This is a genomic window from Pseudoteredinibacter isoporae (assembly GCF_040372805.1).
GTDB classification, from domain to species: Bacteria; Pseudomonadota; Gammaproteobacteria; order Pseudomonadales; family Cellvibrionaceae; genus Pseudoteredinibacter; species Pseudoteredinibacter isoporae_A.
The window spans coordinates 335,697-350,906 of record NZ_BAABWJ010000002.1 but is presented as its reverse complement, the minus strand read 5'-3'; the positions used below and the strand labels follow the sequence as shown (position 1 = coordinate 350,906).

17 protein-coding genes are annotated in these 15,210 nt (G+C 45.5%); 8 read left to right on the top strand and 9 right to left on the bottom strand.

All coding sequences use genetic code 11. From position 1 onward, the window contains the following. Nucleotides 1-43: 43 nt before the first annotated feature. Nucleotides 44-502: a type II secretion system protein N gene (locus ABWW03_RS08050; protein ID WP_353407545.1), complete on the bottom strand. Its 459-nt coding sequence runs from the start codon at nucleotides 500-502 to the stop codon at nucleotides 44-46. A gap of 422 nt (nucleotides 503-924) precedes the next feature. On the opposite strand from ABWW03_RS08050, the gene ABWW03_RS08045 reads away from it, so the two are divergent. Further along, a complete protein-coding gene (locus ABWW03_RS08045) occupies nucleotides 925-1,722 on the top strand; it encodes a MerR family transcriptional regulator (protein WP_353407544.1) in 798 nt (265 codons plus the stop codon). A 131-nt stretch (nucleotides 1,723-1,853) separates the two neighbouring features. Here the strand turns inward: ABWW03_RS08045 and hmpA are convergent, their stop codons facing one another. Together hmpA and ABWW03_RS08035 are read right to left on the bottom strand one after the other, a co-directional pair. Next, a complete protein-coding gene (gene hmpA, locus ABWW03_RS08040; protein ID WP_353407543.1) occupies nucleotides 1,854-3,074 on the bottom strand; it encodes an NO-inducible flavohemoprotein in 1,221 nt (406 codons plus the stop codon). 90 nt (nucleotides 3,075-3,164) lie between these two features. Continuing rightward, nucleotides 3,165-3,437 carry a hypothetical protein gene (locus ABWW03_RS08035; RefSeq protein WP_353407542.1) on the bottom strand — a complete coding sequence of 91 codons (273 nt, stop codon included), beginning with the start codon at nucleotides 3,435-3,437 and terminating at the stop codon, nucleotides 3,165-3,167. A gap of 152 nt (nucleotides 3,438-3,589) precedes the next feature. Here ABWW03_RS08035 and ABWW03_RS08030 point away from each other — a divergent pair, with 152 nt between their 5' ends. Beyond that, a complete protein-coding gene (locus tag ABWW03_RS08030; RefSeq protein ID WP_353407540.1) occupies nucleotides 3,590-4,018 on the top strand; it encodes an Rrf2 family transcriptional regulator in 429 nt (142 codons plus the stop codon). Nucleotides 4,019-4,150: 132 nt separating this feature from the next. Here ABWW03_RS08030 and ABWW03_RS08025 read toward each other — a convergent pair whose 3' ends face one another. After that, a complete protein-coding gene (locus tag ABWW03_RS08025; protein WP_353407538.1) occupies nucleotides 4,151-4,414 on the bottom strand; it encodes a hypothetical protein in 264 nt (87 codons plus the stop codon). 274 nt (nucleotides 4,415-4,688) lie between these two features. Between ABWW03_RS08025 and ABWW03_RS08020 the strand changes: the two genes are divergently transcribed. Further along, nucleotides 4,689-5,132, top strand: coding sequence for a DUF2147 domain-containing protein (locus ABWW03_RS08020; protein ID WP_353407535.1), 444 nt, complete (start codon nucleotides 4,689-4,691; stop codon nucleotides 5,130-5,132). 92 nt (nucleotides 5,133-5,224) lie between these two features. Here the strand turns inward: ABWW03_RS08020 and ABWW03_RS08015 are convergent, their stop codons facing one another. Continuing rightward, nucleotides 5,225-6,124, bottom strand: coding sequence for a LysR family transcriptional regulator (locus ABWW03_RS08015; protein ID WP_353407533.1), 900 nt, complete (start codon nucleotides 6,122-6,124; stop codon nucleotides 5,225-5,227). Nucleotides 6,125-6,293: 169 nt separating this feature from the next. On the opposite strand from ABWW03_RS08015, the gene ABWW03_RS08010 reads away from it, so the two are divergent. Both ABWW03_RS08010 and ABWW03_RS08005 read left to right on the top strand, forming a co-directional pair. Then, complete coding sequence (locus ABWW03_RS08010; RefSeq protein WP_353407531.1) at nucleotides 6,294-6,758, top strand: nuclear transport factor 2 family protein; 465 nt, start codon at nucleotides 6,294-6,296, stop codon at nucleotides 6,756-6,758. A gap of 24 nt (nucleotides 6,759-6,782) precedes the next feature. Then, the gene (locus ABWW03_RS08005; RefSeq protein ID WP_353407529.1) at nucleotides 6,783-7,400 is read left to right on the top strand and encodes a pyridoxamine 5'-phosphate oxidase family protein; all 618 of its coding nucleotides are present in this window, start codon (nucleotides 6,783-6,785) and stop codon (nucleotides 7,398-7,400) included. Nucleotides 7,401-7,428: 28 nt separating this feature from the next. Here ABWW03_RS08005 and ABWW03_RS08000 read toward each other — a convergent pair whose 3' ends face one another. Both ABWW03_RS08000 and ABWW03_RS07995 read right to left on the bottom strand, forming a co-directional pair. Beyond that, nucleotides 7,429-7,809 (bottom strand): helix-turn-helix domain-containing protein, encoded by a 381-nt coding sequence (locus ABWW03_RS08000; protein ID WP_353407528.1) that lies wholly within the window; start codon nucleotides 7,807-7,809, stop codon nucleotides 7,429-7,431. A 240-nt stretch (nucleotides 7,810-8,049) separates the two neighbouring features. Beyond that, the gene (locus tag ABWW03_RS07995) at nucleotides 8,050-8,373 is read right to left on the bottom strand and encodes a hypothetical protein (protein ID WP_353407527.1); all 324 of its coding nucleotides are present in this window, start codon (nucleotides 8,371-8,373) and stop codon (nucleotides 8,050-8,052) included. A gap of 111 nt (nucleotides 8,374-8,484) precedes the next feature. On the opposite strand from ABWW03_RS07995, the gene ABWW03_RS07990 reads away from it, so the two are divergent. Continuing rightward, complete coding sequence (locus ABWW03_RS07990; RefSeq protein ID WP_353407526.1) at nucleotides 8,485-9,357, top strand: LysR family transcriptional regulator; 873 nt, start codon at nucleotides 8,485-8,487, stop codon at nucleotides 9,355-9,357. Nucleotides 9,358-9,466: 109 nt separating this feature from the next. Here ABWW03_RS07990 and ABWW03_RS07985 read toward each other — a convergent pair whose 3' ends face one another. Further along, nucleotides 9,467-10,714: an HlyD family efflux transporter periplasmic adaptor subunit gene (locus ABWW03_RS07985; RefSeq protein WP_353407525.1), complete on the bottom strand. Its 1,248-nt coding sequence runs from the start codon at nucleotides 10,712-10,714 to the stop codon at nucleotides 9,467-9,469. Further along, the gene (locus tag ABWW03_RS07980) at nucleotides 10,711-12,903 is read right to left on the bottom strand and encodes a peptidase domain-containing ABC transporter (RefSeq protein ID WP_353407524.1); all 2,193 of its coding nucleotides are present in this window, start codon (nucleotides 12,901-12,903) and stop codon (nucleotides 10,711-10,713) included. Before ABWW03_RS07980 ends, ABWW03_RS07985 begins: the two co-directional genes overlap by 4 nt. Nucleotides 12,904-13,154: 251 nt before the next feature. On the opposite strand from ABWW03_RS07980, the gene ABWW03_RS07975 reads away from it, so the two are divergent. Then, nucleotides 13,155-13,574: a hypothetical protein gene (locus ABWW03_RS07975; RefSeq protein WP_353407521.1), complete on the top strand. Its 420-nt coding sequence runs from the start codon at nucleotides 13,155-13,157 to the stop codon at nucleotides 13,572-13,574. A gap of 56 nt (nucleotides 13,575-13,630) precedes the next feature. Beyond that, nucleotides 13,631-14,716 carry a hypothetical protein gene (locus tag ABWW03_RS07970; RefSeq protein WP_353407520.1) on the top strand — a complete coding sequence of 362 codons (1,086 nt, stop codon included), beginning with the start codon at nucleotides 13,631-13,633 and terminating at the stop codon, nucleotides 14,714-14,716. The last annotated feature ends 494 nt before the right edge of the window (nucleotides 14,717-15,210 follow it).

Sequence of the window (15,210 nt, the reverse complement as noted above, 5' to 3'; positions counted from 1 at the left end):
TGTGCAAGTAGACGTCCTTAATAATATTTTTACGAGACCAATATCAGGTCCCACTTCGAGCAGGTTTCACGAGTAAGGTCTCACGCCGCCCTCCCCGTTCCAGAACCACACCATTATGCATAAGCTCAACTAAGGTAGTTCCGTCGGAAATTTCCTGCCCAATACTGTAAAAAGCAGGTTTACCAGGAGATGCTTCTATAACTGCCCCCCCCAAAGCGGTATCTTCGCTCAGAAAGATGCCTTTTAAATCAAAACTCAAACGGGTTTCCGGTAATGACTCAACAGCCTTAGGCTCCGGCGTGGATTTATCCGCAGGATTCCCCATTAAAAAGGCAGCAGCAAATGAGCTATTAGTAGCTTTCGAGGAATGTTTTTGAATTGGAGAGTCTTTAACAACAGAGTGGCTGTCATTAAGATATTTGTAATCCAGATACCCTTGATAAGCTATTCCGGTCGCAATGAGTGGAATTCCAACCAAATATCCATAGATCCAAGTTTTCATTAAATTCCCTTTGCCTAGCAATGCTCCTGCATTTTGTATATTGAGGCGTCATTAAGTGAGGCAGCGATATTAACCTGATCACTACATTATGCCAAGACAGAGACTTCTGAATCCGCCACGATCAACGGATATCGAGGCGCCGTGCTCCCTGGAGTCAAAACCCAAGCCAAAAGTCCATACTAAAGGCATAGAAGGTATGGAAAAATGAATCCGAACCGCCCGCCAGGTGATGCATGCCCTACAGCCACAAAATTTGATCAAAAAACAGACAAACAAAGATTTGATCATTTATCAACCAAACTACAAGCTAAAATATATGAGAAGCGCTTGGCGATCACCTGAGCCATACACGTAAAATCTCTTTGACTCTCCCCCAAGGGGAGCTTTCATTGTGCGTTCTCGACGTAATAGAAGGCCAATTTATGTACTCGATAGGCGAGTTTTCCAAAATCACTCAAATGACGGTTAAGACTCTCAGGTTTTACCATGAGAAAGGAATCATAGAGCCCAGCTATGTAAACCCTGACAGCGGCTATCGTTATTACAGTGAGCGAGATCTTGAGGTTGCAAAGGTTGTTAATACCCTAAAGACCCTCGGTTTTTATCTGGAGGAGATTCAGGGTATTTTGAGTGAGGTGGACAGTGATTCCGAACTCATTGAGATCCTCCAGAAAAAGAAAACAGACGTCGAGCGCAAAATAAGCGGGCTTCGAAAACTTACGTCGTCAATTGATTTGATTCTTAGAAAAGAACTTGAGGACAAACACATGAAAGACAATACAACTGAGATCAGCATAACAACGCTCGACGACTGTTTAGTCGTTTCTACTCGATGGAAAGGCCCCTACTCTGACACCGGAAAAGCCATGCCAGCACTCTACAAAGCGGCCGGACGCCACAGCTGTGGCCCGGCTTTTAACCTGTACTATGATGGCGAACATAAAGAGATTGCCGATGTTGAATCCTGCCTTCCGGTTAAAAAAGCGGTCAACAGCGATTTAGACTGCAAGACGCTCTACGGCGGGCAATGTGTCTCCTTGATCCATATCGGCCCTTACGACACGCTTGGGGAGAGCTATAAAAAACTGTTCGACTATTTGAATGAACATAATCTGCGCCCAAGTTTGCCAACTCGAGAAACGTACCTAAAAGGCCCCGGAATGATCTTCAAAGGCAACCCGGATAACTACCAAACTGAGATTCATATTCCCTTTGAATAAACGACCACAAACATTGATGCGGATCTCTACTTTAGCGGAGCAATTAAACTAGAGATCCGTCCTTTAACCCGGTGGCCTTTCAACAAAAGCCAACAGTTTGCCGTGAATCATACCCTCAAAGTTTTTGCAGATCAGAGTGCCTCATGGGGACCGAAAACTTCATAGTGAATACGGTCCTCAGAAACCGCCAAACTCAGCAACTGCTGTTTTACAAAGCCCATAAAAGGCACCGGGCCACACACATAAAAGTGCGCATCGTCCAGGTATAAGGAATCGCTGATGGACGCGAGATCCATGAGTTCCGAGTGCACCTGAATACCTGGCACTGATTCTCCAGACACTTCTTTGCGCTCCAAATACCAGATGTGCCCTGTCCAACCTTGCTCGCTCGCGTGCTGACTGCCCAGCATCTTGGCAAGCGAGCGCTGGAAAGAATGCTCGCCCGGATGATTACAAGCATGCAGGTACACCACCGGTTGCTGCACGTGTTGATCGTATAACGTTTCGAGCATCGATTGCATCGGTGTGAGCCCAACACCAGCACTGATTAATACGGTCGGTGCCTGTCGTTCCACATAGTGGAAATCCCCACAAGGCGGTAATAGATTGACTTCATCCCCTAAACGCAAATCATCATGCAAGAAATTCGATACCACACCGGGATGATCAATGCCTTCACGCTTAACGGAAATTTGATAACGCTCGCCGTTTGACCGGGACGACAATGAGTACTGGCGAATTTCAATGTTCTCTTCTTCAGGGGGGCTGACCTCAATCCCGAGATATTGTCCCGGTTTGAAATCCATCACCGGCCCCTTATCCACCGGTTCGAAAACCAGACTCTTCACCCAATCAGATTCCAAACGTTTCTCCACCAGAGCGAACTTTCGGCGCCCGCGCCACCCTCCATCGGCATCGTAACTTGAACGGTATATGGCTTCTTCTCGCGTAATAAAAATATCCGCCAGGAAGCCATACGCCTCGCCCCAGGCCGATTCCACTTCCTCAGTCAGCGCCTCCCCAAGTAACTCCCTCAATGTTTCAATAAGATGATGTCCGACTATTTGATACTGATGAGGCTCAATATAAAAGCTGCTGTGCTTTTGAGCGATGCGCTCAACAGCCGATTTAAGAACCGCCAAATTGTCCAGATTCCTGGCATAGGCAGCAATCGCATCGTACAAAGCGGCTCTTTGCCGACCTGAGCGCTGGTTGCTCATATTGAAGACATCCTTTAGCTCAGGGTTATGCGCAAACATCCGCTGATAAAAATGGTCTGTCAGGGTATCGCTCGCCTCTTCAATCAGCGGTACAGTTGATTTAACGACATTGATCGTGTGTTCACTCAGCATAAAAAATCCTTACAACGATTCAGAAAATAAAAAGAAAATGACCCAAGCCCGCTGTGGCGTTTTTACGGAAATGGAAAACCGTACGCTCTATTAAAAATCTGGGCTTCCGAAAAACTTGAGAGCCGCGCAACGCAGCAGATAGCCCACTTTAAGCAAACCCGCACAGACGATGGTAAGCGAATGCCAAAACACGAGAGCAGGAATAGACAGCACCTGTTCATAGCCATAACTCAGTATCACAGCTACGACAATGAACGCGGTTGCCAACAACATCGTCCAGTTTCCCGCCACCAAAGCCCATTGGTGACCGTAGCCCTTATCCTGTTTACTCAGCCCCTTGGGCACCCAAAATTGCTGACGCATATCGACCTCCTGAACGCCGTTTGGGGCGTATAAAGTGACCACCACAAAAGATGCATCTAACTTACATCTTTAAAGATGCATCTTACATGCTTTTTATGGGTGGTCAAGTTATAATAAAACCTTATTCACGTAAGGATATTTAAGGAAATCCCGTGCAGCTGACCAAACACACAGACTACGCCTTTCGGATTTTGACCTTTGTGGCGTCAATGGCAGAAGAAAAAACGACGATTCTGAAAATATCGACCGCCTTGGATATCTCCAAAAATCATCTGATGAAAATCGTCAACAAACTGGCTGGTGCAGGATGGATAGATGCCAGCCGGGGAAAAAATGGCGGTATTAAACTCGGCATTAACCCCGAAACCGTCACCCTCAGGGAAGTTGTGGAATTGATGGAGCAAACTCTGGCTCCGGTGAACTGCGAAGCCCCACTCTGCACACTCAACCCTCACTGCCATTTGAAAGGCATTCTCCACGAAGCACAACACGCATTTATGCAAACTCTAGAGGCATACACCCTGGCCGACCTCATCAGAAAGCCCATGCCCAAATTGATCCATTCACTTGAAATTGCCTGAGACTTACCGGTTCAAGCAAACCGCTCTGATTCATTCTTGAACTTTTGTGGTGTCGACCGGAGTTTCCTGGTTTTTTACTTGGCAAGCCTTATCCATGAGATGCGCGATGGTTTTCACCTGCACTCTCTCTATTCACTCCAATCCCAAGTCATCGACGATTCGGCTGGCAGTATTGATCCGCTCTCGTTTGACGCCATAATCTTTTACCAGAATGTCAATAATTCTTGGAAGTGGTTCGGCATAGGTCCAACTTTTTCCGTATTGAGCGTTAACCTTTTGGGCAATCAGTTCAGCAAGGTCTCCGACGGTATACGTAACCGACGCCTCGTCATCAGACACGGTAATGCCAAATTCCTCCTCTACCCACATCACTAACTCCACGGTATCCAACCCCACGACACACCTCTCTATTGATCTGGCCAAAAAAAGCCGTTGATTAGTAACCGGGAACGACCGCTATCCGGCTCATTTCCCTCCCGAATCTACCCCAACTCACCCCGAACTCACCCCACGTCTCACTCTTTTCGTATCAGACCACGAGGGTTATTTTCAGGGAACCATCGTCTCACAAAAAGCTCTATGCATTCTTAGTGTTGGCGTTAAAGGCTAGCAAGTCAGTAAACAAGTTGGTTAGTATATGAACTCACAGCCACGGACCTTAGGAAATCATATGAAAAAACGTATCGTTTCTCCACTCTCCCTGCTCATAACGGCTATGGCCACGCCTGCATTGGCGACTGAGGGCCTCTCTCCTTTTGGCGTTTGGCTGTCCGACGATAAGGAAACCAAACTGGAGATCTTCCAGTGTGAAGAAAAACTTTGCGGAAAAATTGTTTGGCTTAAACACAATACAAAAGAAGATGGCAGTCCCTTGCTCGATGCCAATAATGAAGAGGAAACTCTGCGTGATCGCCCCATTGTAGGCCTGGAAATTCTAAAAGACCTGGAAAAACAATCGGCGAAAAAATGGGGTGATGGCAAAGTGTATGACCCTGAAAGCGGAAAAACCTACCGCGCTAAAATTGCCTTAAAATCCAATGAAAAGATGAAACTGTCAGGCTGCATCAATAGCTTCCTTTGCCAGGGAGACCACTGGTACAAATCCGAAAAGTAGGTCGATTGCTCGGTCAGCGGGAGACTGCCTGAAAGCCATTCATCATGGCTCCTTATGCGAGCCTTTTTCCAAGCTGATTGAGTGTCACTCGGTCAACGAATAAATGGGTTCTTCCGAAGACGCTCCGCAGCAAAGTCCACAAAGGATCGAATTTTAGCATTGGCCGTTCGCCGCTCAAGATACACAATATTGATTGGCAAAGGCTCCGTTTCATATTCACTCAAGATACGATGCAATGCGCCCTCTTCCAACTCTTTTCCCACCTGATATGACATTAGGCGGGTAATGCCGGCACCGTTTTTAGCCGCTTCAATAGCTGCACCATTTTGATTGCAATACAGACGCGGTAGCACGTTGACAGATTCTTTGCCCTCAGGAGATTCAAACGACCAACGCGTGGAGGCCTCTACACCAGACGCCATGATAATCTGATGGTCCGACAACTCAGCAGGACATTTAGGCACGCCCTTTTCAGCGAAATACTCAGGCGAACCACACACCACGCGTCGAACATTGCCAACATGGACGGCGTACATTGCCGAGTCTTCCAAGTGCCCGATGCGAATTGCCACATCCAGGCCTTCATCCAGCATATTGCTCACACGGTCATAAAACATCGCACGGATGCTCACCTCAGGAAAACAACTCAAATAGTCCGCCAATACAGGAACAACGTATTTCTGCCCGAACAGAACGGGCGCGGTTATTGTCAGGGCGCCTTTCGGCGACGAATAACTGCCCGAGGCGGCCGATTCAGCCTCTTCAAGTTGATCGAGAATCCGCCGGCTGTCTTCATAGAAACGCCTGCCCACCTCAGTTAAACGCACCTGCCGAGTGGTTCTGTTAAACAAGCGACCCCCAAGGGATTGCTCCAATGCAGCGACAGCACGTGTCACTGCCGGAGCAGACAGGTTCAGGCGCCGACTGGCTTCCACAAAACTCTCACAGCCCGCAGCCTCAACAAACACCTTCATCCGTTCCAGCTTATTCATCACCCACCCCTTCCCATCAACGCTCAACCACCCCTTGGGGGCATTTTGGCGTATCAAATATCAACATTATTGCAAAAAATGAAATAGATTATTTTAAATAATAACAATTATTAATATTTAGGAAACAGCTATAGTTCAGCGCGTACTCACCTTCTTACAGGAATCCGCCATGTCACGCCCACCTTTGCCGCCCTTTACACAAGACAGTGCCCGCCAAAAAGTTCGCCTTGCTGAAGATGGCTGGAACGGCCGTAACCCCGAGCAAGTTGCTCAGGCCTATTCTGAGGATACACAGTGGCGCAACCGCTCACAGTTCCTTCATGGCCGTCAGGAGGCCCAGCATTTTCTGGCGGAAAAATGGGCGAAAGAACAGGAATACCGCCTGATCAAAGAGCTGTTTGCCTTCACCGACAATCGAATTGCCGTGCGCTATGCCTACGAATGGCATGACGATGCCGGCCAATGGTTTCGGTCCTACGGGAATGAAAATTGGGTGTTCAATAAAGACGGTTTGATGACCCAGCGATATGCCAGCATTAACGACCTTCCTATCGCGGAATCTGAAAGAAAGTTTCATTGGCCCGAGGGGCGACGCCCCGATGAACACCCGGGCCTCAGCGAACTGGGACTGTAACGCTCAACGGATAAGGAGCCCAACATGAGTTACTCAAGTGACATTGCCTTCAGCAAAACCGTAAAAGCAATCCAAAGCCGAAAAGGTTCGCGCTCGGCGTACGCCCAAATGGAGAAGAATGGCAGTTGGGCGAGCGAGGTTACCCCCAAACTCAGGGAGTTTATCGCCGAGCAAAGGAGCTTCTTCCTTGCCAGTGGTAATCTCGAAGGCCAACCCTATATTCAGCACCGTGGCGGCCCTCCGGGGTTTCTGAAGATCCTGGATAAGCACACGATGGCCTTTGCAGACTATAAGGGCAATCGTCAATTTATTACCCAAGGCAATCTGGCTGACAACCCCAAGGCGTTCATCTTCCTGATTGATTACAGCCGAAAGGCCCGGGTCAAAATTTGGGGCACCGCGGAAGTCATTGAAAATGATCTCAAACTGCTCGAACTACTGCTGCCCGCCCCTGGCGAGTACCGCGCAATTCCCGAACAGATCATTAGGTTCCACATTGAAGCCTTTGACTTCAATTGCCCCCAACACATCCCCCAGCGGTTTGAAGCCGAAGATGTAGAGCGGGCACTGAAGGAGAAGGAACGAGAAATCTCAGCCCTGAAGAAAAGAGTCAGGGAACTTGAAAAAGCGATCAAGCCCTAAGTGTTCCTGGTCGGCGGCTGACAAACAGCTACTCCCCAAACTTGCGTAACAGATTCCGAGCATAGCGAATGGAATCTCGCTCCAATTGGCTGAGAGGGTCTTCCTGCTCGCGCTTCGATCTTTTCTTAGGCTCGTTCAAAATCCGCTGCGCGAACTCAATGGCCTCACGCTCGATATCGTTGATCAAAGGCTGTTTAGGGGATTCTACTGGCTGTGGCTCTGCCATCGTCTGCTCCTCCATTAAGGTGCTGATTGAGGTTTCAAAAACCGCAGCGAGGCACTTCAACGACTCCAAACCGGCCTTTTGACCCCCTTCTATCCGCTGAATCGTGCGGGTACTGAGGCCGGACATACGGGCCAATTCTTCCTGAGACCACCCACGGTCCAAACGACGTTGTTTAATACTCATCAATTTTCGCCTTAGCTGCTACACAGTCTTTATCGCAGAAATTCAGGGACAACAACACGACACTGTCGCGACATTGATTGCTTTTTATTCAAATCTACCGAAAAAGCGTTACCCCCCCAATCGCCAGCACCTAGCCTGGCCATGATTTATTAAATCAAGTTTAAGCAGATGAAAGCAATTGGGGGATTACTGCCAGCAAGAAACCCCATGCTGGCCCCCGCCAATAAAGAGGTGAACACACTAGGTAACGCTAAGTTCGCCGGAACTTTGCAACAGAGGCAATACTTCCATCGACACCGAATCGGGCTCGATCAATGCCAGGAGCAAGCGAAGGGAATCCTTATCAGCCATATATTGGTTTGAGTCATGGGCGCAAAACTCATCCTCCCAGTAGTAAATATCGACCCACTCGTTCTCTGAATTCTTATACAGGGATTGATGAACAAAGCCTTCGCAGCCTTTGAGGTCGGCTACCATGCCATTCACTGTGGCGATCATATCCGCATCTGAAACACCTTCATTGCTCTTCCATTTAACGATTTCAAGACATATTGACTGCATCATCTATTGATTCCTTGTGGGGTGAGTGACCTTATTCGGCTGACATCGTAACCATTTTCAAAATGGAGATAATCTAATAATATATAAAGACACTATTTCCAATACGGCAACAATATGAAGGTATTTGATTCTGCCCTGATCTTTAAGGCCATTGTTGAACACGGCTCAATGATCAAAGCCGCAGAAGCATTGAGCTTGAACCCATCGGTAATCAGCAAAAAGCTGATGCATCTAGAGAGCGAGCTTGGGGTGCAACTGTTAAAAAGAACAACTCGCCATATAGAACTGACTGAAACAGGTGAGGTTTTTTATGAGCGCATCCGCAATATAAGCCAACATTGGGACGCGTCTATCGAAGAAGTGACAAGTCTAAACACCCATCCCAAAGGCACCATCCGCATTAGCTCACCTCAACCCTTGAGCAGTCGCCTTATTGTGCCAACACTGAAAGCATTTCAGCAGCAATACCCAGGCATCACACTTGAGCTAATGAATACAAGTTATGAACAACTTCCGAATTTAAGTGCTGATATCACCATTTGCAGGAAGCTCGACGAACTGAACGCCTCCAGCTTTGTGGGGGTTCCATTATTCAAATATCAAAACTCATTATTTGCGTCGCCAGGCTATCTGGATCGGCACGCTGAAATAAAACATATCTCTGATGTACAGAAGCATCGATGTTTGGTTTATGGCGTAGGAAAACCGAACTATAGCTGGACATTTAGCAACTACAATGAAATCACCATCGAACCCTATATCTGCTCTGACAATACTGAAATCATCATCTCATCAGCCTCAAGCGGTCTTGGCCTCGCCTACATACCCGAAGCCATTATTAGCAGTGAACTCAGCTCTGGCGCACTGATAAACGTGCTGCCAGATCACAAAAGCAAACCGTTTGAAACCTATCTGTACTACCAAAAAATGAGCTACACGCCCCAAAAGATTCGGTTACTTATTGATTACTTGAAGGGGTGTTTTTGAGCTTAAATCTACCCCCTGGGCCAAGCGACATCATCTTAACCTTAAAGAAAATGCGCAAGACCCAATTGATGCCATACTGAGTCGAATTCCATGCGGCTTTGCAGGAAGACTATAAACGGCCGGAAATACTCAGCAGTGGCTCAAATATCCATTCCAACAGTGAGCGTTCTTCCAGAACGATATCCGCTTTGAGCTGCATACCGGATTTTAAAAGAACATCTTTACCCTGAGCCGTTATAGCTTGGCTTTCCAATTCGACATCCACAAGATAAAAGGCTTCCTGAATTGCAACGGGCACCGGCATTTCACTGGGGGTTCTCACACCTTGGGAAACTTCTAATACATCGCCATTGAATACGCCGAAGCGCTGATAAGGAAAAGCGTCGTATTGAATTTTGACTCCCTGCCCCACCTCAATCAAACCAGCCGCTCGACTGGGTACAAGTAAACGAGCGATTAGCTTGGAGTTTTTGGGCCTTAAGCTCATCAAAGCACGCCCCGGAACCACCATTTCACCATTATTAACGATGAGGTTGCCGACAACCCCTGCTATTGCAGCTGTTAAAGTATAAGCGGAGGATAATTCAACACTGGCTAGCTCTCTCATCAGGGTCTCTCCCCGTCGCTCCAGGTTCATTCGCTCCTCTTCGAAGTAATGCGGCGTTTTCACCTCGATTTCATTTCTCAGATTTGAGATGTCGACCATCATCGAATCGAGTAAACGCTGACGGTTCAATCCCTGCTGTTGTAAATCCAATTCTCTGCTAAGCAAGCTATCGACATTATTTTTGGATACGAAGCCTTTTTGCTTCAATTGCTCTGCGCCTTTACGCTGGCTTTCGGCCAAGCGTTGCTGTTGCTTAATTAACTCCAGTTCGGATCTGAGAGTGGCAACTTCCTGTTTCCTGCCTTTTAAACGTTTTTCCAGATTCATCACTTCCCGCTGATATCGCTCTTCCATATGTTCCAAGTGATGGTTTACAGCTTCCAGCTCCCGGCTCAGTGACGCTTTTAGTTGGCTATCGTTGTTTTGTCCGCTGGCGGTGTTTCTCGGCTGCACGATTTTAATCAGGTTTTGCCCGGCTTTAACTGCTTGACCATTTTCAACCAAAACCTCAGTAACAATGCCCCCTCTCTCGCTGCTGACCTTAGCCAAGCCTCCTTTGGGTACCAAAAAACCCATGACGGTTTCTTTTCTCTTATAACTCTGCAAACTTGCAAAGACTGCAACGGCGGCAATTCCCAGCAAGAAAACCATGACCAACCATTTAAAGCTCTTCGGTTGAACAATAAGTACTTCCCCCCACAGGCGAGTACGCTGATGATCGATGGCTTCCTTTCTGAATAAGCTGCTCATGAGCCTTTATCCATTCTGCCTTGTGGATAGAATTCCTGCACAACTCCATCCTGCATATGCACCACACGATCAGCCACGTCAATCAAGGCTGGCCGATGAGCAATCACAACGCGTGTAATGGGGAGCCTCTCAATCATCTTTGCTATTTTGGATTCTGTTTCCATATCCAAATTAGCCGTGCCCTCGTCCAGAAAAAGAACACGCGGCCTGCGGTACAGCGCCCGGGCAATCAATACCCTTTGCTTCTGACCGCCAGATAAGGTCGTCCCCATATCACCAATCAAAGTATCGTAACCCATGGGGTTCCTAATAATGTCCTCATGAATGCATGCGGCCTTGGCACACTTTTCCATAAATTCGCGATCGATCTGAGGATCAAAAAAGCTGATGTTATCCGCCAATGAGCCGGATAAAAGCTGGTCATCCTGCATAACCACACCAATGCCCTGGCGATAAGCTTCCAGGCCGAAACTACTTAATGGTGTGTTATCAACCCGTAGCTCGCTGTTTTGTGGCTTCAATATTCCCAGCAGCACTTTCAATAACGTCGTTTTGCCTCCACCTGACGGCCCCACAATTGCCACCATCTCTCTGGGCTTAATGTCTAAATCAATGTCCTTTAGAATCCATGGGTCTTGCTCTCCATAGCGAAAATCAGCTTGCTTTAATGTTAAATGCCCATGAATCTTATTGTTCGAGAGCAAAGCCTTCTTCTTAGCCACGGGAATTTCAGGCTCCGTATGCACAATATCCGCCAGGCGCTCCAAATGCAGCTTAAGCATACGAAAACTCATATACTGGCCAATCAGCGCTGATAAACGTGAGCTGAATTGCCCTGAGTAAGCTTGATAAGCAAATAACATCCCCAAGGTCATGCTGCCTTCAATCACCAACTGAGCACTCAAATACATGGTTAGTATGGACTGAGCAACACCAATAAGGCCGGTACCAACACCGATATTGATATTGAATTTATCCAGGGTAATTTGAGAGTTGAGAGTATCGATATTCAGGTTTTGCCACTGAGACTCACGCGCCGACTCTTGCCCAAAAAGCTTAATCGCCCGAATGGCCCGTATTGACTCCAAAAAATTACTTTCCGCTTTGGCCGAACGATGCAGGATTTCCTCATTTTTCCGCTTCTCATAAGGAAACGTAAGCAACTCGATAAGAAAACCAATAATGAGAAAACCAATAACGATCAGCGTGAGTTTTACACTATAGAAAAACGCCATTACCAAGGTCGTAATCGCCATAATGCCGTCCAGCACGATGGCAATAAACCCAGACGTAAAAAGATCAGCAACAGGAGAAAGCGAACCAAACCGTGAAGTAATATCGCCAATATGACGTTTCTCAAAGAATTCAACAGGCAGCTTTAAAACATGTTGAAACAAATTCAGCTTCATCTGAAAATTTAAAGCTGTCGAAAAATAGAGAACCAAGTAAGAGCGCAACCACCCGAGAACAATATTAATCACACCGATCATCGCGAAGCCCATTGCAAGAACGGTAAGAAAATCCAAATCTTGCTTTGTAATCGCATCATCAACCACCATTTGTTGGAACAGTGGCATGACCAAGCCAATGCATTGAAGCAGCAAACTCAAAATAAACAACTGAGTGATACTTGGAACCAAACCTCTAATTGAGCTCCAAAAATCCGTGATCCGTACCGGTTTAACCTCCTCCTTCCTTTCAAAATCTGTCGTTGGACGAAGTTCAAGAGCCACACCGGTAAAGTACTTTGATACCTCATCAATTGCCAGGGTAACCGCTCCCCGTGCCGGATCATGGATAAGACACTTTTTACGACCCGCTTTGATCAAAACGACAAAATGATTCAAGCCCCAATGCAAAATGGCAGGCACCTCCAAATCTGGCAGGTCTTCCAAGTCCAGACGTAAGGGGCGCGGAGAAAGATTGAGCTGATTGGCAACAGCCATAAGGTTTTGAAGATTGGTTCCTTTTAATGAAACCGAATATCGACTGCGTAGTGTTGCAAGATCAGTATGATAACCGTGATGGAACAATACCATCGCTAAGCAAGCAAGTCCGCATTCTGCGGCTTCAGATTGGTGAACAACAGAAGCCGAGTGCTTCCCTTGTAGTACGCTAAATAAATTCACTGGGGTTTCCTTTTCCAAAGGAAAAATGTAATAGAAAGGAATTACATTTGGAACAGCCATCTGTATTTTTAAGCCTAATGGTTTAGTTAAAAATAATTAATTTGACACTAAGATAGTATTTTATGTTTAACATCCCTAAACCAACATAAAAAAACAAAAAAATCACCCTGATTTACATTAGCAAAAATATTTATTAACTGTTGACCATCTTATAAATTTGCTGGTAGCTTTAACGATCCAAATGGATTGGGCATTTTAAATCTAAAACCCTAAACACCATAAAAATGTTTGAGGTTTTTCTAACTCAACTTATGAGTTTTATTGTAAAGTTAAATAGTAAAGGAATGATTATGATTAGGGACTTGAATATTAATGAAATGGAACAGGTTTCTGGTGGCAGTATTAACGGCCATAACGACCCTATAAGCTTAAGTGCTAACGCGCTACCACTCTCAATGAGAGTTGCAGTTGCTATTCCAATGGCACAGAGATATGGTCCAAAAGTTGGTTTCAATATCCTTTTAGGGGGTGGTAAAAGTAGCAACCCTACTGCACCAAATGTTAATACTGCGACACAAACAAACTCAGCTGTTGGAACAGCTGCCTGTGGTCCCGGAGGGTTTACTGTTTCTACCACTACTAGCACACAGAATTCTAGCGGAGGGCAAACCTCAAGCAGCTCGACAAGTGTAAGTTGTTCTGGCGGAAAATCTGGAGGTTCTTCCGATTAAACATCGTTAAGGGTGGCTATATAGCCACCCTTAACGCCTGATCGAGCATTTTATTGATGAAAATAACAACTGTCGCGTCAATTGTGTTAGCGATGTCCATTGATGGATTTCATGGAAGCGAGAAATACGTTGAATTCCTACAATCAAATAATGTAATTAGTTGCGACATTGACAGCAAAACCTGTGAGATCTTTGGCAGAAAAAATCCTCTTGCTTTAAAGTATCCAAACAAAGTTAAATTTGAACTAGATAACGGTGGAGACACCATTTTCTTTGACGAAGTGTGCTTCATTGGCGACCTTATTGCTTCCAAAGCTTTATGTCCATCCGAGAAAAGGCACACTGTTATTTATTACTCCCAAAATAATATCAACCCCCTTTCATCCGTCTTTGACGTATCGACCAATGCTATAATAGCCCACGAGTTATTTCACCATTTCAGCAAAATCACATTAAACCCATACAACTACAACTTTGTTGGTAATTACGCCTCCGATAAAAATAGCTTGCTTGTGAGACACTCAATGCTACCAAATGACGCTGCTTATTATTCAAGCCAGCAAGCTAAATTTATATGTAAGTTTCTACAGTCAGGAGACATACTAAACTTAGAGAAGTCCAAACATTACTATAATCAGTATAAATTAGATATGGGAAAACTATTCAACATTACCCGTGAGGTTCAAATAAGTGAGACAACTGCATCCTACTTGATGTTCTCATATGACAATAGTAAAAGCATAGATTTAACGGCAAATCAGTTCTGCTCAAATTTGGATGAGTTTCTATACAATGAGCATTACACTGTCTTAGGACATTCGTATGCAATTGGTTTTTTGGCCGGAACCGCAATGGATAAACTTACAAGGAAAGTTGATTTTAGCGGCGATTCAGATAAGAGCATAGTGGATGAACTTTATGACACTATAGATATCAAGCCTACTAGAAATGATTTTTATCCTTATATTAAGATTAAAATGAAACACTTTTTTATAGCGTTATATCGACGTTTTACTATGTCGCCTTCAGAAGCACACCTTGAAGACATAGTCAAACGAGAGTGGGAAAATTGCTTAAACAATGGAGGATGGCATCTGGAGGGGAATAAAAATGTCAAACATCTATGTCAGAGCCCGTTTTAATTATTCCCCTGCCGCTACTTGAAAATGGCAAAGGTAGCCTCAGAAACAACAGTCTATAAATTTACAAGAAGTAATACATACGCAACTAAGAGCATAAAAACTCGACGTTAGCAAGGCTAGCATGTCAATTTGGCAAATCCCCTAAGATCAAATAACCATCCTCAACCTAGACACAAGGGTACGGAGAAATTAGATTAAACGAAAATTTTAAAGTGCAGTAGAAGCACTAGCCGAGAGAGAAAACATAATTTCGGCGAAACTTCGGGCGCCTTAGTCATGATGCTCGGATTCAACTCCAAGTACTACGCTTCCAATATTTTTACTCGCTAAAAACTCTAGAGCCCTTAATCATAGGAATTACAAGCCATCAAGGAATAGAAATGTTACTAAGAAACTCTATTATTGCAACGACATTATGGCTTTTCTATGGCTATTATATTGGTAAGTAGAAAATGGAACACCAATATCACTTAAACACATACTCATATCATCAT